Origin of the sequence: Burkholderia sp. WP42, assembly GCF_000745665.1 — a bacterium.
Classification (GTDB): Bacteria; Pseudomonadota; Gammaproteobacteria; order Burkholderiales; family Burkholderiaceae; genus Burkholderia; species Burkholderia vietnamiensis.
Genome location: NZ_KN050725.1, coordinates 127,077 through 148,273, shown reverse-complemented (window position 1 = coordinate 148,273; position 21,197 = coordinate 127,077). Strand labels below are relative to the sequence as shown.

21 protein-coding genes, 1 tRNA gene and 1 pseudogene are annotated in these 21,197 nt (G+C 64.0%); 10 read left to right on the top strand and 13 right to left on the bottom strand.

All coding sequences use genetic code 11. The features are described 5' to 3' along the window. Positions 1-164: 164 nt before the first annotated feature. From lon to tig, 4 genes are all read right to left on the bottom strand, one after another. Complete coding sequence (gene lon / locus EX20_RS27170) at positions 165-2,588, bottom strand: endopeptidase La (protein WP_011885075.1); 2,424 nt, start codon at positions 2,586-2,588, stop codon at positions 165-167. A gap of 197 nt (positions 2,589-2,785) precedes the next feature. Continuing rightward, positions 2,786-4,057 (bottom strand): ATP-dependent Clp protease ATP-binding subunit ClpX, encoded by a 1,272-nt coding sequence (gene clpX / locus EX20_RS27165; RefSeq protein ID WP_011885076.1) that lies wholly within the window; start codon positions 4,055-4,057, stop codon positions 2,786-2,788. A 161-nt stretch (positions 4,058-4,218) separates the two neighbouring features. Then, positions 4,219-4,872 carry an ATP-dependent Clp endopeptidase proteolytic subunit ClpP gene (gene clpP, locus EX20_RS27160; protein ID WP_011885077.1) on the bottom strand — a complete coding sequence of 218 codons (654 nt, stop codon included), beginning with the start codon at positions 4,870-4,872 and terminating at the stop codon, positions 4,219-4,221. A 140-nt stretch (positions 4,873-5,012) separates the two neighbouring features. Beyond that, complete coding sequence (gene tig, locus EX20_RS27155; protein WP_011885078.1) at positions 5,013-6,359, bottom strand: trigger factor; 1,347 nt, start codon at positions 6,357-6,359, stop codon at positions 5,013-5,015. 425 nt (positions 6,360-6,784) lie between these two features. On the opposite strand from tig, the gene EX20_RS27150 reads away from it, so the two are divergent. Continuing rightward, a complete protein-coding gene (locus tag EX20_RS27150; RefSeq protein WP_034195342.1) occupies positions 6,785-7,930 on the top strand; it encodes a glycerate kinase in 1,146 nt (381 codons plus the stop codon). A 62-nt stretch (positions 7,931-7,992) separates the two neighbouring features. Beyond that, entirely contained in the window at positions 7,993-8,445 is a 453-nt protein-coding gene (locus EX20_RS27145) for a MarR family winged helix-turn-helix transcriptional regulator (protein WP_034195341.1), read from the top strand. A 222-nt stretch (positions 8,446-8,667) separates the two neighbouring features. Here the strand turns inward: EX20_RS27145 and EX20_RS27140 are convergent, their stop codons facing one another. Then, positions 8,668-9,666, bottom strand: a complete 999-nt coding sequence (locus tag EX20_RS27140) for a 2-dehydropantoate 2-reductase (RefSeq protein WP_034195340.1) — start codon at positions 9,664-9,666, stop codon at positions 8,668-8,670. 352 nt (positions 9,667-10,018) lie between these two features. Between EX20_RS27140 and EX20_RS27135 the strand changes: the two genes are divergently transcribed. The 6 genes and pseudogenes from EX20_RS27135 to EX20_RS27120 all read left to right on the top strand — a co-directional run bounded on the left by EX20_RS27135 (position 10,019) and on the right by EX20_RS27120 (position 12,788). After that, a complete protein-coding gene (locus EX20_RS27135) occupies positions 10,019-10,249 on the top strand; it encodes a membrane protein (RefSeq protein ID WP_034195339.1) in 231 nt (76 codons plus the stop codon). Between the two features lie 234 nt (positions 10,250-10,483). Beyond that, a complete protein-coding gene (locus EX20_RS32300) occupies positions 10,484-10,669 on the top strand; it encodes a hypothetical protein (RefSeq protein WP_124259636.1) in 186 nt (61 codons plus the stop codon). A gap of 9 nt (positions 10,670-10,678) precedes the next feature. After that, entirely contained in the window at positions 10,679-11,386 is a 708-nt protein-coding gene (locus EX20_RS27130; protein WP_175464248.1) for a hypothetical protein, read from the top strand. Further along, positions 11,316-11,509 (top strand): annotated as a pseudogene (locus EX20_RS31475) (integrase core domain-containing protein); the annotation flags it as partial. The gene EX20_RS27130 and the pseudogene EX20_RS31475, both read left to right, overlap by 71 nt. Before the next feature lie 771 nt (positions 11,510-12,280). After that, on the top strand, positions 12,281-12,517 hold the full coding sequence (locus tag EX20_RS27125) for a hypothetical protein (protein ID WP_034195338.1): 237 nt from the start codon (positions 12,281-12,283) through the stop codon (positions 12,515-12,517). A gap of 73 nt (positions 12,518-12,590) precedes the next feature. Next, positions 12,591-12,788, top strand: a complete 198-nt coding sequence (locus EX20_RS27120) for a hypothetical protein (RefSeq protein ID WP_014723174.1) — start codon at positions 12,591-12,593, stop codon at positions 12,786-12,788. A 60-nt stretch (positions 12,789-12,848) separates the two neighbouring features. On the opposite strand, the gene EX20_RS27115 is transcribed toward EX20_RS27120, so the two are convergent. From EX20_RS27115 to EX20_RS27095, 5 genes are all read right to left on the bottom strand, one after another. Beyond that, a complete protein-coding gene (locus EX20_RS27115) occupies positions 12,849-13,064 on the bottom strand; it encodes a hypothetical protein (RefSeq protein ID WP_034195418.1) in 216 nt (71 codons plus the stop codon). An 88-nt stretch (positions 13,065-13,152) separates the two neighbouring features. Then, on the bottom strand, positions 13,153-13,929 hold the full coding sequence (locus EX20_RS27110) for a DUF1828 domain-containing protein (RefSeq protein WP_034195337.1): 777 nt from the start codon (positions 13,927-13,929) through the stop codon (positions 13,153-13,155). Further along, positions 13,926-14,381 (bottom strand): hypothetical protein, encoded by a 456-nt coding sequence (locus EX20_RS32670; protein ID WP_034195336.1) that lies wholly within the window; start codon positions 14,379-14,381, stop codon positions 13,926-13,928. Before EX20_RS32670 ends, EX20_RS27110 begins: the two co-directional genes overlap by 4 nt. A gap of 66 nt (positions 14,382-14,447) precedes the next feature. Then, the gene (locus EX20_RS27100) at positions 14,448-15,665 is read right to left on the bottom strand and encodes a tyrosine-type recombinase/integrase (RefSeq protein ID WP_034195335.1); all 1,218 of its coding nucleotides are present in this window, start codon (positions 15,663-15,665) and stop codon (positions 14,448-14,450) included. A gap of 172 nt (positions 15,666-15,837) precedes the next feature. Further along, positions 15,838-15,924, bottom strand: a tRNA-Leu gene (locus EX20_RS27095). Between the two features lie 241 nt (positions 15,925-16,165). On the opposite strand from EX20_RS27095, the gene hpnD reads away from it, so the two are divergent. After that, positions 16,166-16,999 carry a presqualene diphosphate synthase HpnD gene (hpnD, locus tag EX20_RS27090; RefSeq protein WP_014723176.1) on the top strand — a complete coding sequence of 278 codons (834 nt, stop codon included), beginning with the start codon at positions 16,166-16,168 and terminating at the stop codon, positions 16,997-16,999. A 10-nt stretch (positions 17,000-17,009) separates the two neighbouring features. On the opposite strand, the gene EX20_RS27085 is transcribed toward hpnD, so the two are convergent. From EX20_RS27085 to EX20_RS27075, 3 genes are all read right to left on the bottom strand, one after another. Further along, a complete protein-coding gene (locus tag EX20_RS27085; RefSeq protein ID WP_034195334.1) occupies positions 17,010-18,218 on the bottom strand; it encodes a DUF1501 domain-containing protein in 1,209 nt (402 codons plus the stop codon). A 67-nt stretch (positions 18,219-18,285) separates the two neighbouring features. After that, the gene (locus tag EX20_RS27080) at positions 18,286-19,788 is read right to left on the bottom strand and encodes a DUF1800 domain-containing protein (protein ID WP_034195333.1); all 1,503 of its coding nucleotides are present in this window, start codon (positions 19,786-19,788) and stop codon (positions 18,286-18,288) included. 120 nt (positions 19,789-19,908) lie between these two features. After that, positions 19,909-20,187, bottom strand: a complete 279-nt coding sequence (locus EX20_RS27075; protein WP_014723178.1) for a hypothetical protein — start codon at positions 20,185-20,187, stop codon at positions 19,909-19,911. A gap of 257 nt (positions 20,188-20,444) precedes the next feature. On the opposite strand from EX20_RS27075, the gene ompR reads away from it, so the two are divergent. Continuing rightward, the gene (gene ompR, locus EX20_RS27070) at positions 20,445-21,179 is read left to right on the top strand and encodes an osmolarity response regulator transcription factor OmpR (protein WP_004192636.1); all 735 of its coding nucleotides are present in this window, start codon (positions 20,445-20,447) and stop codon (positions 21,177-21,179) included. Positions 21,180-21,197 lie beyond the last annotated feature (18 nt).

Sequence of the window (21,197 nt, the reverse complement as noted above, 5' to 3'; positions counted from 1 at the left end):
ACAACCAGCGAGCCTGCGAGTTTAATTCATTCCAGATCACTTTGCCAAGCCCACGCGCGAAATTTTTCGACGCGGCGCGCAAGCACGATACCGACGCAGATAAAAAAACCCGCGGACACGCCGCGGGTTTTCGTCGATCGCCGTCAGGGACGGCGTTCAGGTTCTCAGTGCTTGACCACTTCCGTCGAGCCGGCATCCTTCGCCGCCTCGCCGACCGGTGCCGCAGCCTTCGCCTCTTCTTCCGGCGGCAGCGGAGTCGGCGCACGTTCGAGCGCGAGTTCGAGCACCTTGTCGATCCAGCGGACCGGCACGATTTCGATCGCGTTCTTCACGTTGTCCGGAATGTCGGCGAGATCCTTCACGTTCTCTTCCGGGATCAGCACGAGCTTGATGCCGCCGCGATGCGCAGCCAGCAGCTTCTCCTTCAGCCCGCCGATCGGCAGCACCTCGCCACGCAGCGTGATCTCGCCCGTCATCGCGACGTCGGCACGCACGGGAATACCCGTCAGCACCGACACCAGCGCGGTCGTCATCGCACCGCCGGCAGACGGACCGTCCTTCGGCGTCGCGCCTTCCGGCACGTGGATGTGAATGTCCTGCTTCTCGAACGCTTCGTCCTTGATGCCGAGACGACGCGAACGCGAGCGCACGACCGAACGCGCTGCCTCGACCGACTCCTTCATCACGTCGCCGAGCGAACCGGTGCGGATCACGTTGCCCTTGCCCGGCATCACCGCGGCTTCGATCGTCAGCAGATCGCCGCCGACTTCCGTCCACGCGAGGCCCGTCACCTGACCGACCTGGTTTTCCTTCGCCGCGAGGCCGAAGTCGTACTTGCGCACGCCGAGGAACGTATCGAGATTCTCGCCATCGACCTTGATCGCGCCCGACGCCTTCTTCAGCAGCAGCATCTTCACGACCTTGCGGCAGATCTTCGACACTTCCCGCTCGAGCGAACGCACACCGGCTTCGCGCGTGTAGTAGCGGATGATGTCGCGGATCGCCTGCTCGGTGACCTCGATCTCGCCGTCCTTCAGACCGTTGTTCTTCTTCTGCTTCGGCAGCAGGTAACGCTGCGCGATGCTGACCTTCTCGTCTTCCGTATAGCCCGACAGACGAATCACTTCCATCCGGTCGAGCAGCGGCGGCGGGATGTTCAGCGAGTTCGACGTCGCGACGAACATCACGTCCGACAGATCGAAGTCGACTTCGATGTAGTGGTCGGCGAACGTGTGGTTCTGTTCCGGATCGAGCACTTCGAGCAGCGCCGACGACGGATCGCCGCGGAAATCCATCCCCATCTTGTCGACTTCGTCGAGCAGGAAGAGCGGATTGCGCACGCCGACCTTCGCCAGGCTCTGCAGGATCTTGCCCGGCATCGACCCGATGTAGGTGCGGCGGTGACCGCGGATCTCGGCTTCGTCACGCACGCCGCCGAGCGCCATCCGGACGAACTTGCGGTTCGTCGCACGCGCGATCGACTGGCCGAGCGACGTCTTGCCGACGCCCGGAGGCCCGACGAGGCACAGGATCGGCGCCTTCACCTTGTCCACGCGCTGTTGCACCGCGAGGTACTCGAGAATGCGTTCCTTCACCTTTTCGAGGCCGAAGTGATCCTCGTCGAGCACCTGCTCGGCGTTCGACAGGTCGTTGTTGACCTTGCTCTTCTTGCGCCACGGCAGGCCGATCAGCGTGTCGATGTAGTTGCGCACGACGGTCGCTTCCGCGGACATCGGCGACATCAGCTTCAGCTTCTTGAGCTCGGCGTCGGCCTTCTTCTTGGCTTCCTTCGGCATGCGCGCGGCGTTGATGCGCTTCTCGAGTTCCTCGAGATCCGCACCCTCTTCGCCTTCGCCCAGTTCCTTCTGGATCGCCTTGACCTGCTCGTTCAGGTAGTACTCGCGCTGGCTCTTTTCCATCTGACGCTTCACGCGCCCGCGGATGCGCTTTTCGACCTGGAGAATGTCGATCTCCGCCTCGAGCTGCGCGAGCAGGTGCTCGAGACGCTCGATGACCGGGAACATCTCGAGGATGTGCTGCTTCTGGTCGAGCTTGAGCGGCAGACGCTCGGCGATCATGTCAGCGAGACGGCCTGCTTCGTCGATGCCCGACAGCGACGTGAGGATCTCCGGCGGGATCTTCTTGTTCAGCTTCACGTACTGGTCGAACTGCGACACGATCGCGCGGCGCAACGCTTCCGTTTCCGCGCTGTCGGCATGATCGGGCTCGAGCGGCATCACTTCGCAGGAGAACTGCGTCTCCTGCTCTTCGATGGACAACGCCTTCGCGCGCTGCAGCCCCTCGACGAGCACCTTCACGGTGCCGTCCGGCAGCTTCAGCATCTGCAGAATGTTGGCGATACAGCCGACCTCGTACATGTCCTTCTCGGTCGGCTCGTCCTTGGCCGCGGTTTTCTGCGCGACGAGCATGATGTGCTTGCCGCCTTCCATCGCTGCTTCGAGGGCCTTGATCGATTTCGGCCGGCCCACGAAGAGCGGAATCACCATGTGCGGGAAAACGACGACATCCCGCAGCGGCAGCAGCGGGAGCGTGATGCGTTCCGGCGGAAGAAGTTGGGTGCCTGACATTTCATTTCCCCATGAGTGGAATCAATTGTTCGGTAATTGAGGCCGCCACAACGAATTGCAAGCCTTCAAGTGCGGGAAATATTCGGTAAGAAAGTAACCACCGCGTATCGAGTCAGAGTTACCCACAAGATAAACGAAAAAAAGCCGCCCACGGTCTCATGAACGGCCTTTTTCGCAGAACATCGTCGGCAAGCCGGTCAGTTCGAACCCGCCACCTTCGGCGTGTCCTCATAGATCAACAAAGGCTTGCCGTCGCCATCGATGACGTTCTCGTCGATGATGACCTTGCTGACCCCTTTCATCGTGGGCAGCTCGTACATCACGTCCAGCAACGCCTGTTCGATGATCGAACGCAAACCGCGCGCGCCGGTCTTGCGGCGGATCGCCTTGCGGGCGACTGCCTGCAACGCGGCCGGCCGGATTTCCAGCTCGACGCGCTCCATCGCGAACAGCTTGTGATACTGCTTGACGAGCGCGTTCTTCGGCTCGACGAGGATCTTCATCAGCGCGGCTTCGTCGAGCTTGCCGAGCGTCGCCACCACCGGCAGACGGCCGATCAATTCGGGGATCAGACCGAATTTGATCAGGTCTTCCGGTTCGGTCTCGCGCAGCACTTCGCCGGCGTCGCGTTCCTGCTTGCTCTTGACCGACGCGCCGAAGCCGATGCCCGTCTTTTCGGTACGGTCGGTGATCACCTTCTCGAGACCGTCGAACGCGCCGCCGCAGATGAACAGGATGTTGGTCGTGTCGACCTGGATGAAATCCTGGTTCGGATGCTTGCGGCCGCCCTGCGGCGGTACCGACGCCATCGTGCCTTCGACCAGCTTCAGCAGCGCCTGCTGAACGCCCTCGCCCGACACGTCGCGCGTGATCGACGGGTTGTCCGACTTGCGGCTGATCTTGTCGATTTCGTCGATGTAGACGATCCCGCGCTGCGCCTTGTCGACCTCGTAGTTGCAGTTCTGCAACAGCTTCTGGATGATGTTCTCGACGTCCTCGCCGACGTAGCCGGCTTCGGTCAGCGTCGTCGCGTCGGCGATCACGAACGGCACGTTCAGCAACCGCGCGAGCGTCTGCGCGAGCAGCGTCTTGCCGGAGCCCGTCGGGCCGATCAGCAGGATGTTGCTCTTCGACAGCTCGACGTCGTCCTTCTTGTCGAGATGCTTCAGCCGTTTGTAGTGGTTGTAGACGGCCACCGCGAGGATCTTCTTCGCGCGCTCCTGGCCGATCACGTACTGATCGAGGATGTCGCGAATTTCCTGCGGGCTCGGCAGATCCGACCGGGACAGGCTGGCCTCGACGCCGGCCGCAGCGGCCTCGTCGCGAATGATCTCGTTGCAGAGGTCGATGCACTCATCGCAGATGAACACCGACGGGCCCGCGATGAGTTTCTTCACCTCATGCTGGCTCTTGCCGCAAAACGAGCAATACAACAGCTTCTCGCTGTTCGAACCTTTTTTGTCCGCCATGAATGTAGAGCCTCCGGACAGGTAAATGACATGATACGCCGATTGCTCCGAACGCCGCGCCTAGGGCGCGACCGGAGCCGGCCGGATGCGCTTGCCGCAGATGCTCAGGGGCGCCGGACAGTGCGGGGGCGCCGCGAATCGGGGCGGCACCCCACTTCAGCTCACGGGCGCTTCAACAGCACCTGGTCGATCAGCCCGTACGCCTTCGCGTCGTCGCTCGACATGAAGTTGTCACGGTCGGTGTCGCGCGCGATGCGCTCGACGTCCTGGCCCGTGTGCTGCGCGAGCAGGTTGTTCAACCGTTCCTTCAGGTACAGGATTTCGCGTGCCTGAATTTCGATATCCGACGCCTGGCCGCGCGCGCCGCCGAGCGGCTGGTGGATCATCACGCGCGAGTTCGGCAGCGCAAAGCGCTTGCCCTTCGCGCCCGACGCGAGCAGGAACGCGCCCATGCTGGCCGCGAGGCCCATGCAGAGCGTCGACACGTCTGGCTTGATGAACTGCATCGTGTCGTAGATCGCCATGCCGGCCGACACCGAGCCGCCCGGGCTGTTGATGTAGAGGCTGATGTCCTTGTCGGGATTCTCGCTCTCCAGGAACAGCAGTTGCGCGACCACGAGGTTCGCCGTCTGGTCGTTGACTTCGCCGACCATGAACACCAGGCGCTCCTTCAGGAGACGCGAATAGATATCGTACGAACGCTCGCCGCGGCCGCTCGTTTCGACGACGATCGGCACCAGCCCCAGCGCTTGCGCCTCGAAACCCTGCGGCGCATTCGAAGCAAGCATGTCCAGCAATTCAGCGCGAGTGATCATTCAATGAACCTTGTTCGATTGGAAAATTGAACGGAGGGAAGCCGCCCGCTCAATCGCCATATTAATGGCAACCGTGCGCTTGACGTAAAAACGGCGTGCGGGCCGTCGCTCCGACAGCCGGCACGCCGCTAGAGCGACACTTACGCTTGCGCCGATGCGCTCGCGAGTGCCTCGAAGCTCACTTCCTTGTCCGTCACCTTTGCCTTGCCCAGTACGAACTCGACGACGTTGCTTTCAACGACGAACGCTTCCATCTCGGCGAGGCGCTGCTGGTTGGAATAATACCAGCGGACCACTTCCTTCGGGTCTTCGTAGCTCTTCGCGAACTCGTCGACTTCGGCGCGGATCTGTTCCGGCTTCGCTTCGAGGCCGTTGGCCTTCACCAGCTCGGCCAGCACGAGGCCCAGCTTGACGCGACGCTCGGCCTGCTCGGCGAACATCTCGGCCGGGATCGGTGCGTCCTTCGCGTTCGGCACGCCGCGCTGGGCGAGATCCTGACGCGCCATTTCGACGAGGCGTTGCTGATCCTGCTCGATCAGCGCCTTCGGCACGTCGAGTTCGGAAATCTTCAGCAGCGCGTCCATCACCTGGTTCTTGACGATCGACTGCGTGCGACGCTTGGCTTCGCGCTCGAGGTTTTCCTTGATCTCGGCGCGCATCTTCGTCAGGTCGCCGTCTTCGATGCCGAGCGACTTCGCGAATTCGGCGTCGATTTCCGGCATGTGCGGCCATTCGATCTTCTTCATCGTGACCGTGAATTGCGCCGTCTTGCCCGCCACGTCCTTGCCGTGGTAGTCGTCCGGGAACTTCAGATCGAACGTGCGCGCTTCGCCGACCTTCAGGCCGAGCGCCGCGGTTTCGAATTCCGGCAGCATGCGGCCTTCGCCGAGCACGAACGGGAAGTCTTCGGCCGTGCCGCCCTGGAACGCGACGTCGTCGATCTTGCCGACGAAGTCGACCGTCACGCGGTCGCCGTTCTTCGCTGCGGTGTCCGCGCCGCCGTCGCCGTGCTCGCCGGCTTCGCCGCGTGCGTGGTAGTGCACGCGCTGCTTGCGCAGGATGTCCAGCGTGCGGTCGATCTCGGCGTCGCCGATCGACGTCGTCGAGCGCTCGACTTCAGCCGTCGCCAGATCGCCGATCTTCACTTCCGGGTACACCTCGAACGTCGCGTCGAACGCGTATGCGTCCTCGGCCTGCTCCTGCTTCGGCTCGAAGCTCGGCTGGCCTGCGACGCGCAGGTTTTCCGCGCGGCTGATCGTGAAGAATTCCTGGCCGATCTTGTCGCTCAGCACTTCCGCCTCGACCTGACCCGCGTACTGCTGCGCAACCATCTTCAGCGGCACCTTGCCCGGGCGGAAACCCGGCATGCGCACGTTCTTTGCGAGTTTCTGGATACGGGCGTCGATTTCCTTCTGCACGGTGTCCTTCGGCAGGGAAATCGTCACACGGCGTTCAAGCTTGCCGAGGTTCTCAACAACGTTAGCCATGGCTTCAATCGTCCTAAAATTATTCGAGCGAATCGGGTTTTCCTTGCCGTGCCTGCCTGCAGCATGAGGTGCGTCACGCGAAGTGAGCCACATATGTACCCCATACGTGAGCCACAAACCCACGCCGCGCCGGAGCGCCACGCCATCCCTGCACGCGCCGGATGGCTAGCGCAAGCGGCTCGGAGCACGGCTTTGGCCGGAAGAATCGACTATTCTAGCAAACAATTTTCCTCATACTCGCCAGAACCCCACTGCGTACGTGAATACCCGCCGTGGCGCCCGCGCCCTTTCGGCGCAATGCGCGCGGATCGCCGCTATGCCGGCGCGCGTATCCACCGCCGGCCCGCCATCCTGTAATCTCCGATTGAAGGTGCGCCGCGCTCGCGGCCCCATTCTTCATACCAATCACGCCTTCCGGAGACACCATGCCGCAACACCCGTCCGCGCCTGTCGTCGTCATCGCGCCCGATTCGTTCAAAGGCTCGCTTTCTGCCGAGCAGGTCGCGGACGCGATCGCCACCGGCATCCGCCGCGCCCGCCCCGATGCGGTCGTGCGCTGCTGCCCGATGGCCGATGGCGGCGAAGGCACGCTCGACGCGATGCTGGCCGGCGGCGGCACGCGGCGCACGTTGCGGGTGGCCGGCGCATCGCTCGCGGCGCGCGACGCGGCGCTCGGCGTGATCGACGAACGCACGGCGATCGTCGAGACGGCGGAGATCGTCGGCATCACGGACGCGATCGGCATGAGCGTGCAGGTCGATGCGCGCAGCACGCGCGGGATGGGCGAAGCGATTCGCACGCTGCTCGATGAAGGCGTGCGCCGCTTCTTCGTGGCGCTCGGCGGCAGCAGCACCAACGACGCGGGCGCCGGCCTGCTCGCGGGGCTCGGCCTGCAATGCTTCGATGCGGGCGGTCAGCCGGTCGAACCGGTGCCGGCGCGGCTCGCCGATATCGCGCGGATCGATGCGTCGGCGCTCGATCCGCGGTTGAAGGAAGCCGAATTCATCGGGATGTCCGATGTCGACAATCCGCTGACGGGCGCGCACGGCGCGACCGCCGTGTTCGGCCCGCAAAAGGGTGTGGCGCCCGCGCAGGTCGCGACGCTCGACGCGGCGCTCGGCCACTTTGCCGACCTGCTCGAGCACGCGCTCGACCGACGCTGCCGCGACGCGGCCGGCGCCGGCGCGGCCGGTGGCCTCGGTTTCGCGCTGCACATGCTCGGCGCGCGGTTCGAAGCCGGCGCGGAAGTCGTCGCGCGCCAGATCGGCCTCGATGCGGCGCTCGCCGGCGCCGACTGGCTGATCACCGGCGAAGGCCGCTCCGACGTGCAGACGCTGCACGGCAAGGCGCCGTTCATCGCGTGCCGCCACGCGCGGGCCGCGGGCGTGCCGGCGTCGCTGCTGTCGGGCGCGATCGATCCGGCCGCGCTGACGCGGCTGTCCGAGCATTTCAGCGGGTGCTTTTCGCCGGCGCCGGGGCCGATCACGCTCGACGTGGCGATCCGCGACGCGGCGAATCTGCTCGCCAACGAAGCCGAACAGTTGACACGGCTGAAGTACGGCGCACACTGACCGTTGACCCGGGCGCGCGATACAGGAACAATCGGGCCCGCCCATTTTCTTCAGGATTCGACATGAAAGGCCGCCGCCAAGCCGGGCTCGATCAGTTTCTGACCTATCGCCTCCATGCACTCACGAAGCGATCCGATCGCGGCATCGCCGACGTGTATCGGCACAAGCTCGACATTTCGCTGCCCGAAGCGCGCGTGATCGCCGCAGTCGGCGCGTTCGGGCCGTTTTCGATCATGGAGCTCGCGCGGCACACCAACCTCGACAAGAGTCAGGCGAGCCGCGCGGCGGAGGCGCTGCTGCGCAAGGGGCTGCTCGAACGCAGCGCAAGCGACGAAGACGGGCGGATCGTGCTGATCGCGCTGACCGTCGACGGCCGCGCGCTGTATCGGAAGATCATGCCGATCGTGCGCAAGTGGAACGAAGGCTTGCTCGTGTGCCTGTCGGACAGCGAGCGCCAGACGTTCGAGCGCTTGCTCGACAAGGTCGCCACGCATGCGGCCGAGCGCGACGACTGAAACGGGCGGGTACTCACGCGATCGATTTTCACGCGCGTGTAGTCGGCCTGCGGCGGGCTGACTTCGGATTGCGATCAACTGCCTTCCCGGCTGTTCGAGTGAATCCGCTTGTCGCCGAGTTGCATAGCCGGCTTGGCTCTTCGAAAACCCCGAAGCACTGATCGATTTCCCGAACCGCATCGACACGCTTCGGCGCCCGTTCGTTCGCGGCGCCCTCGCCCGCTATAGCCCGCTGTTCGCCGCACGCTGGCGCAGCAAGCCGAGTACCGCGTCGCAATAAGGCGTCGGCACGCCGAGCCTGCGCCCCAGCTCCGGGAACACACCGAGGATCGGCCCGATCTCCAGCGATCGCCCGGCCTCGAAATCCTGCAGCATCGACGTCTTGAAGGCGCCGAGCTTGCGCGTGACGGCAATCCGCTCGGGCGCGCTCATCCCCGTATCGAGGCCGAGTGTCGCGCCGATCGCGGCCGCCTCCTCCATCATCCGCAGCGCGAGCGTCTGGGTGTATGGATCGTCGAGCAACTGCTCGGCCGTCGAGCCCGTCAGCGCGCTGAGCGGATTCATGTTCATGTTGCCCCACAGCTTCGCCCAGATTTCGGTACGGATCGCCGGGGTCGACTCGACGTCGAAGCCGCCCGCGGCGAGCGCGGTGGCCAAGCGCGCCGCCGCTGCGTCGAGGCGCCGGTCCGGCGCACCGACGAGCAGGCGGTTACCGCGGCCGCGACGCACGACACCGGGCGCGTCGGTGCTCGACGACAGGTGCACGACGCAGCCGATCGCCTGCGCGGGCGGCAGCACGGCCGAAACAGCGCCGGCCGGGTCGATCGCGTCGAGCGGCACGCCGTCGACCGGCCCGGCGAGACCGTGCGTGAACCACCACGGCAGCCCGTTCATCGCCGCGACGATCACCGTATCGGGCCCGACCAGCGGCGCGATGCGCGCCGCCAACGCCGGCAACGCCTGCGCCTTCAGCGCGATCACCACGTAGTCCTGCACGCCCAGCACGGCCGCATCGTCGCTCGCCCGCACCGGGACGGACGACACGACGCCGGTTTCGTCGATCACGCGCACGCCGTGCGCGTTCAACGCATCGAGCGTCGCGCCGCGCGCATAGGCGCTCACGGTCATGCCGGCTTTCGACAACGCCATCGCGAGCAAGCCGCCGATCGCGCCGACACCGACCACCGCTGCGCGCACAATCCCTGAATTCGTATCGTTCATGAGGGGAATCCGTCTGCTGGAAGAAGACGAGCATAACGCTCGGTGGTTGTGGGTACAACGATTTGTCGAAGCGCGGTTGCGGCGAAATGGCGGGAACGGTTCGACGCGGCGTGCTGCCGGAAGCTGCTTCGTCTCCCGTCGGGGCGTGGTGGCATGCGGGCGCTTCGACGTCGCAGACGCGGCGCCCTGCCCTGTGATCGTGCAGCGGCCCTGCCGGACGGGCGGGCCGCGTCGTTCGGTTCGTCACGCGCGCTGACCCACGATACACCGCCGCGATGCCTCGGCACTTGCGCGATCCGCGCGGATGGGGTCTCCTGTGCGTTTAACCCTGCCTGGCTCAGCCGCTCTTCAGATGAACTCGTCCCCGCGCGACCCCGACAGCAACGACAAAGCGCGCCGCCAGCCGTCGAAGCTGGTTTTGAATATCGTCGCCGTACTGGTCGGCCTGATCACGTTCGCGATCGGCGCAGGATGGTTGATCTACAGCTGGTTCGTCGATCGCGAAGCGCAGTATTTCGCGATTCCGCTGGTGTTCTCGGTGCCGGTGATCGTGGCGGTCGCGGTGCGCAGCTTCTGGGATTAGGCGGGCGCGGGGCGGGGATGCGGCGTGGAAATGAAAAAAGCGCTGCGGTCAGAAGACCGGCAGCGCTTTTTTGCGGCGCACCCCAAGAGGAGGCCGGAACCGCATTCGGTTCACCTTTCCTTTACGCTATTGGGATTCAGCGAGTTCGTATTTTCTGCATGCCCCCACATATGCCCCCGGACACTTTGACTGCAATTGGGGACAGTGATCCGGCACAACCGGCGGGGACAGCATATGAAGAACATGAAACAATGTGGCCGCGAACCAACATGTAGCGTCGAGCCGATTCGAAATGACGTCTCGGCCGTCATTCTCCTCGGGAAGTTCGTGCGAGATGTGGTCGCAAATCCGCGAATCCCGATCGAGGTCTGCCGTGATGCCGCCATGCTTGTCCGCAGCCTGCAGCGCGAGCCGATTTAAGGATCGCCCGTGCGCTATTTCACGACCACCGACGTCGGCCAATCGATCCGAAAAGCGTTTGGCGGCTACACCCATATCCTCGTGAATCGAGGATACACGACGATCAAGCCCGTGTTCTTCAGGAGCGCGTCGATCGCCGATCTGCCCGTCTACGTGTGGGCATGGTGGGATCGAGCAAGCGATGGGCAGTTGGCGAGGTGGCGAGACCACGGTGGCGTGCTGCTGGATCGCTACACGTATTCCGACCGGGCCGGCCCGGCGGACGTACTCGTATTCGTGGAATGCCCGATGACGATGGACCGGCTGACCTGCTCGCACGCCAATACTGCCGAGTACACCGTGATCCCGGTCCCGCACACCTGGCGCGTACACGAGGAATGCATCGACCTGCGCACGCCGCGCGTCGAAGATCTGCGCACGATCCGGAGCGCATGCCGCGGACGACGATTGACGGACGAGCAACTTGAGTCCGAGACCGGCATTCCTCGCCAGCGCGTGACATACATGCGCAAGAGTCTGAAGCCAGTCGAAGAATGGGAGCTGCGCCCGCGGTTGGCACCTGGCGCGCCCGGATTGGTACCCGCTTGGGATTGGATCGGGTCCGGGCGCACGGAGCAGAAGAAGGAAGCACGCGAAGAAGGTCACAAGCAATGGCACGGCCGAATCGTTCGTGAAGACCATGAAGCACAATTACGTCGCCTACATGGACAAGTCTGACGCACCAACAGCGCTCTCGCGTCTGGCTATCGCGTTGAACACTACAATGAGCGCCACCCGCACAGAGCCCTGAAATACCGCTCGCCTCGCGAGTTCAGGTGTAATGCGGTGTCATCAACCTAACGGTGTCCGCGTGTCCTGAGTTACAGGGGCAACTCCAGGGATCGTCTACGTCATTTACGGCGACGCACGCGGCAACATCGAATTTGAAGCGCTTGCCGCTATGCCCTTCCTCATCTTTAGCGTGTCGCAGTCTGGAAGCGTGGTTGCTCGCATCCTCTCATGCCGCCCCATGAAATAGCTGGGCGAGATCAGTTACTCGGTCTACCTCGTTCATTTTCCGATGATCACGCTGGGCGTCTACCTCGGGATGATGAAGATCGCCAATCCGTACATCCGCTTTGCAGCCTTTGCTGCGGTCGTGTTGACCTTGTAGACGCTTGTATATCGCTACTTTGAACGCCCGATCTACAGACGCTATCGCGACTTGTTTGTGCCTGTAGGTTATCAGGAGGAGGTCTCTGAGCGCGTCAAAGTCTAGCGCTCGCGGACTGCATGTGAGCGGCGCGGCGCCTCGACGTTCGACACTGTCAGTCTCCCGGTCATCCGGCCGCAGGATCACGACGGGCCGCCTCTCATCGCCGAGAAATAAAGCAGCTGCCTGACGAGCGATGCGCGTATGATGAGTTGAACCGAGCACCCAATTGTAGATTGACCGCTCGCCCCTCCCCAAATCTGCGCCGCGCGCTGCTTGCGCGCCACGTTTGCCCCTCACCTCGCATCGCGCTGTGCAACGACAGCACAGTTCGAGATCGGCTCGCGCGTTGTCTTTGAGTAGCCCAAGGCTCTCGCGGTACAGCAAGTCACGACAAAAATCATCAGAAGGCGGCAAATATGAGCTGGTACTGCGAAGCAGAACGCGAATTGGTACATATAAGGCGAGCGATCGGACTACTTGAGCAAGCGCACCATGCCTTCGTCAACAAGTCGTCGGTGAACGACCCGGCGTACTGGAGAGACAAGCTCACCAAGCTCCGCACGCAGCCCGTGCGAAACAGGGTCTTCGAAATCCAAGTGGACGAGCTTTTAGGCCGCCTCGCACTGATCCAGGATCCGCATTGCCGCAAGTAGGGCGCGCTCCTTCACCTTTTCCGAGCGTACGGCCATCGAACACCTACGCTTTGATTATCACCGGGAGGAAGCCATGACCCCACACGACGTCATCACGATCTTCGAGCGGTTGAATGCCGAAGGACGGGCAGCGGTCGATCTGGACCACGCTTGTGCCGGTTTCGCTGGTTGGCTGGCGGCCACCTGGGATACATTGGGGGAAGAAGACATTGCGTTGCTGACATCGATCGGCGCAACGCTGTATCGCGAGGGCTACGGGCGGCGATACTAGGGAGCTATAGCGGCGGCATCGATATGAGACGTGCCAGGAGGCTGTGGCCCGGACCGGCGGTCAATGCTCGACGAACTGGCGCCACCGCGGATACTGCTCGAAGAATCGTTCGTCGACGAACGCCAAGTACAGGGTTGGCGACGAAGGGTTGGTTGTCTGCATCTGGGTGCCGACAGCCAGTTTAGGATCGACGCCGCTGGTGGCCGACCAAGCAGACAGATCGTCGTTGAATTCGAAGACGTCTTCGCGCGGGATGCGCAGTTTGATCGCAGGCATGGAGCACTCCGGGTCGCGTAACGGCATCATCATCACGCAGCCGGTCAGATGTGAAAAGCCCCGCTCGGGGGCGGGGCAGGAATCACGGTTAGTGACGAATTGGTGTCGCTGTTGATGCCGCGTGAATAAGGCGCCGCATTGGCCATGTTTCGGCATACTGACCAAGTACCGAAGCCTCTTTGTCAGCTTGATCGATCGATCCACGGTCGTCGATCACAACAATGATCGACATGTCAGCCGTTAGCGTCTTGCCACGAAGATCGACCAACTTGTAGAGCTCTGATGCGGCGGCTGCCGGATGCGCTGAAATGGCATCGATCTGAGTTTCACCTTGCATCAAGTCGAATCCGTACTCCTTCCCTGACATCCCACGTGCTCGAACAGTACTTTTCACAGCTGGTGTGTCCGGGTGAATCGCCGTCAAATACAACTGAGCCTCTTGCACGAGCCTGGATTGCTTATCCGCTAAATCGGTGCCAGCGTTTTCGTCGACCCAATCTGACACGTCCAACAACGCACTCACATAGCGAGCGAAGCCTGCCGGCATCTTCGAGTCCTGCACGTACGATTCAATCTCACCTGACTCGCTGACGAGCACATCGTACTTCGAAACCAGAGATCTTACAGACTGGTACTTTCTCGATTGAAACGACCGGATGCCTCTTCCCATCGCATGAAAAAGGGTTTCTTGCGAATCAAAGAATCTCACCATGCCATTAAGGTGTTCGGCATAGATGGTGAAGGGTGTCCCGTCAGAGAAGCCGAAGGGTGTATCGAGCGCCATGATGCCGCCGTCCTCGGCCGCCAGCGTCTCGCAGCCGAAGCCGAGCTTCCCGCAGATGTCTTGGCAAAGGTTCGTGGTCATAGCAATTGAAGAACATATGGGTCCGGCAACTCACCGGAGAGAGTCAGATTAGTCCTTGTGCAGAACAACTTCAAGGCGTCCTCGTAACTGTATTGCTGCCAAGCTGCGTCACCGGGAACCCGATCCCGCCCGATGTGTTCGTGGGACACTCGATGTGGATCCACCTTCTTCCGCCCATTCTGAAGAAGGTCAAGCTGATAGACGCGGCGCCTAGCCCTGAATTCCTGCTTGTAGATGGTGAACAAGAAATGCGAGGAAGGCGGTCGCTGCCCATACTTCACGAGCAGGTCAGCCGTAACGCCCTGAATTCGCTTCCCGTCATGGTCCGTCACGCCGAAAGCACAGTTTGCGGTTCCCCAAAGCTCAGGAGACCAGTCCCACTCACCGGGATCGCCGAATTTTATGAGCGCGATAATCGCCCGCGCCTCGTCGCTCGGAAGGTCGTCAACCATTGTCGGTCGCTGTATGGATTCTTGTTTGACATCAGACAGAGTTACCCCGAGATCCCCGATCTCGGCTCATTGTGACGTAGCGCTGCCGGACGGCACCGGTTCACTCTCAACAATCGTACTGCGGCCCGCCAGATAGTCGCCCCACCACTGCATCATTTTCCGGCGTTCGGGCAGGTATTCGGCGTGATTGTACGCCGCCCGGACGCCGTCGCGCTCGCTGTGTGCGAGCTGGCGCTCGATCCAGTCTCGGTTGAAATTGTGCTCATTCAGGATAGTCGACGCGAGGCCCCGGAAGCCGTGCCCCGTCATCCGTGAGTGGTAGCCCATCCGGTACAGGGCGTACAGGATCGTGTTCTCGCTCATCGGCTTCTTGGAGCTCGACCGACTCGGGAACAGGAACTGGCTGTGGCCGTTCAGTTCGGGGAGCTTCGCGATCACCTCGAGGGCCTGCGTCGACAGCGGCACGATGTGCGGCGTGCGCATCTTCATCTTCTCGGGTGGGATGCGCCATTCCTTCTTCTCGTCGATTTCTGTCCACTCGGCAAAACGCAGCTCGCTCGTACGAACAAATGTCAGCGCCATGAACTGCAGCGCCAGGCGTGTCTGAAAGTCGCCGTCGTACGCGCTGATCTGCCGCATGAGCTCCGGCAACTCTGCCTCGCTGACACGCCGCATGTGCACGACGGAACGGGTCTTCAGCGCGCCGCGGAGATCGGGAGCGGGGTCGCGCTCTGCCCGGCCGGTGGCAATGGCGTATCGGAAGATCTGGCTCGTTGCCTGAATAGGCTTGTGTGCGAGCTCGATCGCGTCGCGCGCCTCGATCTTCCGTATCACCGCCAACAGCTCGGGCGCCATAATCTCGGCGATCGGCCGCGCTCCGATCGCGGGAAACAGTTCGCGCTCGAGCAGCTTCATGATCCTGTCCGCGTGTCGCTCGCTCCATGCACCCTTCTTCTGCTGATGCCACTCCCGCGCGATCGGCTCGAATGAGTTCTCACGGTCCAGGCTGCGCTGAGCCTTCACGCGCTTCTTTTCGTGCGATGGATCGAGGCCGGCGCGCAATTGGTCCTTGATCTCATCACGAGCCTTCCGAGCAGCCAGCAAGCTGACCGCCGGATAGACCCCGAGGGCCATCCGTTTCTCCTTGCCGTCGATGCGATACTTCAACCGCCAGTACTTGGAGCCGTTGGGCATGATCTCGAGGTACATGCCCTGACCGTCGGCCAGCTTGTAGGACTTTTCGCGGGGCTTGGCCGCACGAACGGCGACATCGGTAAGGGGCATTTGAGCGCGGGGGCATTTCGATGCCCCTGATCAGAGAAACCTGCCCCCCTAAGATGCCCCTGTTTCGTGGGTGTCAACGAGAAACGCTGGGCGGCGCTGGCAACAAAAAGCCCCGCAAGTACTCGACTGGCGGGGCCTTTTAGCCAAACATGGGATTGCTTGGGAGTATATGTGGTGCGTGAGGCCGGACTCGAACCGGCACACCCTTGCGGGCGTCAGGACCTAAACCTGGTGCGTCTACCAATTTCGCCACTCACGCGCATTTCTGTCGCCCTGACCGCGCGGCACGCAAACATGCGTCTCGCACGCAGCCACGGATCCCGCGCCGGCTCGGAAACCGGCACGCCCGATCAGGCGAGCGCGAGATTCTACCCGATCTCCGCCGCGTTGTGTTGCCCGGCCGGCGCCTGCCGGACAGCGGTGCTAGAATGCCGCGCTCGACGTGTCGTCCAAGCGCCGCCGCGCGCATCCCCGAACCTGCCTCCGCCACGATCCCACCCGTGAATTTCGACGACTACTGCCAGCACAAGGCCGCCCCCGCGGGCTCCAGCGTCTACTACGCGCTGCGCCAGGCGCCGCGCGCCACCGAGCCGCGCCTCACCGCCCTGTTCGCGCTGCGCCGCGAACTCGAGGAAACCGTCAAGGAAATCAGCGACCCGACCGTAGGGCACACGAAGCTCGCGTGGTGGCACAAGGAACTCGCAGCGCTCGCCGCCGGCGCGCCGACGCATCCGGTCACGAAGTCGCTCGCGCAGCATCATCCGACGATCGCCGCCGAAGCCGATGCGCTGCGCACGCTCGTGAACGGTTTCGGAATGGACCTCGAACAGGCGCGCTATCTCGACTTCGCCAATCTGCAGCGCTACATCGCGCAGGTCGGCGGCGCGTTTGCTTCGCTGGTCGCGCGCGCGAGCGCCGCGAATCCGGCCGACCCGCAATCGTGGGCCGCGGACGCCGGCCACGCACTGATGCTCGCGCAGTTCGTGCAGGAACTCGGCAACGATGCGCGCCATGGCCGCATCTATCTGCCGATCGACGAACTGCAACGCTACAACGTGACCGCGGCCGATCTGCTCAATCGCCGCTACAGCCCCGCCTTCACCGAGCTGCTGCAGTTTCAGACCAGCCGCGCACGCGCAGCGCTCACCGCCGCCGACGCGGCGATCCCCGCAGCGGAACGCCGCGCGCAGCGCACGCTGCGCGCGCAGATCGCGCTGGCCGGCGCACTGCTCGACGAAATCGAACGCGACGGCTACCAGGTGCTGCATCAGCGCATCGCGCTGACGCCGATCCGCAAGCTGTGGATCGCGTGGCGCGCGGCGCGCCGCCACTGAGCCGCCCGCCTTACACCTTCAGCAGCGGCAGCGTGTCGAAGCGTGCCTGCAGCACGCGCGTCGCATCGAGTCCCCACCACGGTCCGAGCACGGTCGCGTAAAGCTGTCGGAAGTCGACCGCGACCGGCAGGTTGCCATTGCCGTCGAGCCGCGCGAGCGCCGGCGGCGCCCCATACAGCCCGCCCGCCACGCGGCCGCCCATCACGAAATGCGGCGCGGCCGTGCCGTGATCGGTGCCGTTGCTCTGGTTCTCGCGCACGCGCCGCCCGAATTCCGCATACGTCATCACGAGCGTCTGGTTCCAGCGTCCGAGCTCGAGCAACGCGCCGCGCATCGCGCTCATCCCTTGCGCGAACTGCTTGAGCAGCGCAGCGTGCTGCCCCGGCTGGTTCTGATGCGTATCGAAGCCATTCAGCGTCAGGCGCAACACCGCGACGCCATCCTGCGCGCCCGGTCCCGATGCTTCGCACGCGGCCAGCACCTGCATCGCGGTCTTCACCGACGTGCCGAACGCACCGGCCGGAAACGCGGTCCGGAACTCGCGCATCCCGCCGCGCGGGCGCAGCCGGTCGGCGGCCTTCACGATGTCGTTCTCGACGTCGATGATGTGCGCGAGCGCCGGGTTCTGTTCGCGCAGCGACGACGGCTCGGCAAGCCGCGCCGCACGGATGAACTGCGCGGGATTGACGAGCGCGATCGCACGCGCGCCGTTCGCGAGCGGCCCCATCTCCGCGCTGCCGAGCACGACGCCGTCGGCTGCGAACCCGGGCGGCACCGGCGCCTGCGCGAAGGTACGGGTGAGCCAGCCCTCGCGCAGATACTGGTCGGCGCGCGATGCGGTATCCCAGATCTCGATCGAGCGGAAATGCGACAGGTTCGGCTGCGGATAACCGACGCCCTGCACGATGGCGAGCTGCCCGTCGTGCCACAGCGGCATCAGCGGCGCGAGCGCAGGATGCAGCCCCGTCTGCGCATCGAGCTGCAGCGCCTGATCGCGCTTGACGCCGATGCTGCGACGAAACTGGTAGTAGAGCGGGTCCGCGTACGGCACCACCGTGTTCAGCCCGTCGTTGCCACCCTTCAGCTCGACGAGGATCAACACGTTCGCATACGCGCCCTGCCGCCCCGGCGCGGCCGCAGCCAGCGCAGGCACTTGCCACAGCGACACGCCGGCCGCAGCCGCGGCGCCGGTCAGCGTCAGAAAATCACGTCGGTTCATCGCACGTCCTTTTGCTCGCCGTCGCGCATTCTGGACGCGCCGGCGTTGCACTTCATCGTCGGTTGAATCATTTCAGTTGGTAGGCCGGGTCCATCAGCAGCGCCTCGAGATACGCGCTACCGGTCGAGTCCGTGTCGATCGCAGCGACCGGTGAAAGCTGCAGCACCGCGTGCTGCAACTGCAGTTCGGTCGACAGCCCGGCGATCGCCTGCGGTCGCGCACGAAACTGCACGAGCCAGCGTTCGAGGTCGAACCGCAAGCCGCCGCGCGCGGGCTTCGCCGACGCCGCACGCATCCCGCCGGCGGCAGACGCCGCATCGATCGGCTGCAGCGCATGGGCGCGCGCCGCCGATGCCTGCGCGATCGCGTGCGCCGGCGCGTGCATGCCGGCCGTCTCCGTCGCGCGAAACAGCTGCTCGACGAACTGCTTGCGCGCGAGCAGCGTGGTGCTGTTGATCCACGCCGCGCCACCGGGCCAGCCCTTCACGTTGGGCGGATAGAACAGGTTCTGACCGAGCGTGCGCACGGTGTTGGCAAGCATCTGCGGGTCGCCGTACGCGACGTCGAACAGCCGCACCGTCCCGACGACGAACTCGACCGGCGACTTCACGAGCACGCCACGATTGCGCGGATCCCAGAACGCATCGGTCGACCATAGCGCGGCGAGCGCCGCGCGGATCTCATAGCCGCTCGCGCGAAACCGTTCGGCCACGCCGTCGAGCGCGGCCGCATCGGGCGTATCGGATACGAACTCGCGCCACAGCTTCCCCGCGATGAAGTGCGCGGTGTCGGGGCGCGCCAGCAGGATGTCGAGAAACGTGTCGCCGTCGAACGCGCCGGTCTCGCCGAGGATCGTCTTCTCGCCCGTATCGTGCCAGTCCGGCCGCACCACGAAGCCGAGCGTATCGGGATCGACGCTCCAGCCGGTCAGCGCACGCGCGGCTTCGGTCACGTCGTGCTGCGTGTAGCGGCCTTCGCCGAGCGCGAACAGCTCCATTACCTCGCGCGCGAAATTCTCGTTCGGGCGCCCCTTGCGGTTGCTCGCGCCGTCGAGATACTGCAGCATCGCCGGGTCCTTCGCGACCGCATGCAGCAGCGTGCCGAAATTGCCGAGCGCCTCGCGGCGAAACAGCGCATTCTGCGTGGCCATCGTCTGCGGATACGGGACCTTGTCCTGCCCCGACGTGAAGTGGCCATGCCAGAACAGCGTCATGCGTTCGGTGAGCGGCGACGGCGTCGCGACCATCTCGTTGACCCACGCCGCGCGCAGCGCATCGTAGCGGCGGTTGCGTTCGCGCTGCTCGTCGCGCCGCAGCTCGGGCGTCAGTGCCTGACGCTGCGCGCGGGTCGGCGGCGGCTCGGCGAGCCAGTCGGGCCAGGTCGTCACGGGGTCGCGGCGCACGTTGCCGAGCGTGTCGGCGACGGCTTGCGCGCGCGTCATGCCGACGAGGCGTGCTACGTCGGCGGGTGCGGGGGAAAAACCGGTACGGCTCAAGAAGAACAGCGCATCGTCGGCGTCGAGCGGCGCCTGCATCGCAGGCGATGTCGGTGCGGCAGCGTTCGCTTTCATCGTCGGGGGCTCCCGGAGCGCACCGGCGGTGCGGATGCCGGTACAACGGCAGCACCGACGCGCACGTTGACGGGGAAATTGCTACGGAATCTTTCCGTGACCGCGCAACGCATGCGCGGATCAGCGCTTGTACAACTCGCGGACGGCGTCCTCGATGTGCTGGCGCAGCAGGTGGCGCTCCTCGGGCGTCATGTGCCCGTCGCGGCGGCGCTGTTCGAGATCGGGAGGCACGGCGGAACGGCCGGCGGAATCGGCCGCGTGGTCGGACTGCGTCGCTTTGCCCCGCGACAGCTTGCGCGACGATGCGCCCTGCTCGGGGCGCTGCGCATACGCGACGTTCGACGCATATGGACCGGCGAGCGCGATCGTCAGCATCAGTGCAATCCGGGCAGATCGCATGACCGTCCTCGCTTCTTTGGTCGATTTGTTCGCTTCGTCACGCGGCAACCGGTTACCTCTGGTACTTGAAAAACCCTGCGAATTCGGGCGTACAAAGATGAAAGATGGAGTGCAGGGGAGTATCTACCGAATTTCGGCTTCGAGTAAAGGAATCTCTATAGCCTGCCTTTACTCCGTGCGACACTACGGGTAAATTTTGTAACCGACTGTAACGCGCGAAAATACGCAAGCGTGCGTCATTTCCCATTCGCGATAAGATGCCGCTCATGGAAACGAAAAACCCCTCCAAGATTCTCGTCGTCGACGACGACCCGCGCCTGCGCGATCTGCTGCGCCGCTATCTCGGCGAGCAGGGTTTCAACGTATACGTCGCTGAGAACGCGACGGCGATGAACAAGCTCTGGGTGCGCGAACGTTTCGATCTGCTCGTGCTCGACCTGATGCTGCCCGGCGAAGACGGCCTGTCGATCTGCCGCCGGCTGCGCGGCAGCAACGATCGCACGCCGATCATCATGCTCACCGCGAAGGGCGAAGACGTCGATCGCATCGTCGGGCTCGAGATGGGCGCCGACGATTACCTGCCGAAGCCGTTCAACCCGCGCGAGCTCGTCGCGCGCATTCACGCGGTGCTGCGCCGTCAGGCGCCGGCCGAGTTGCCGGGCGCGCCGTCGGAAACCACCGAGGTGTTCGAGTTCGGCGAGTTCTCGCTGAACCTCGCAACGCGCACGCTGACGAAGTCCGGCCAGGAGATCCCGCTCACGACCGGCGAGTTCTCGGTGCTGAAGGTGTTCGCGCGCCATCCGCGCCAGCCGCTGTCGCGCGAGAAGCTGATGGAACTCGCGCGCGGCCGTGAATACGAAGTCTTCGATCGCAGCCTCGACGTGCAGATCTCGCGCCTGCGCAAGCTGATCGAGCCGGACCCGGGCAGCCCGCGTTTCATCCAGACCGTCTGGGGCCTCGGCTACGTGTTCATCCCCGACGGCGCGGCCTGATCGCCTTTCTTCCGGTTT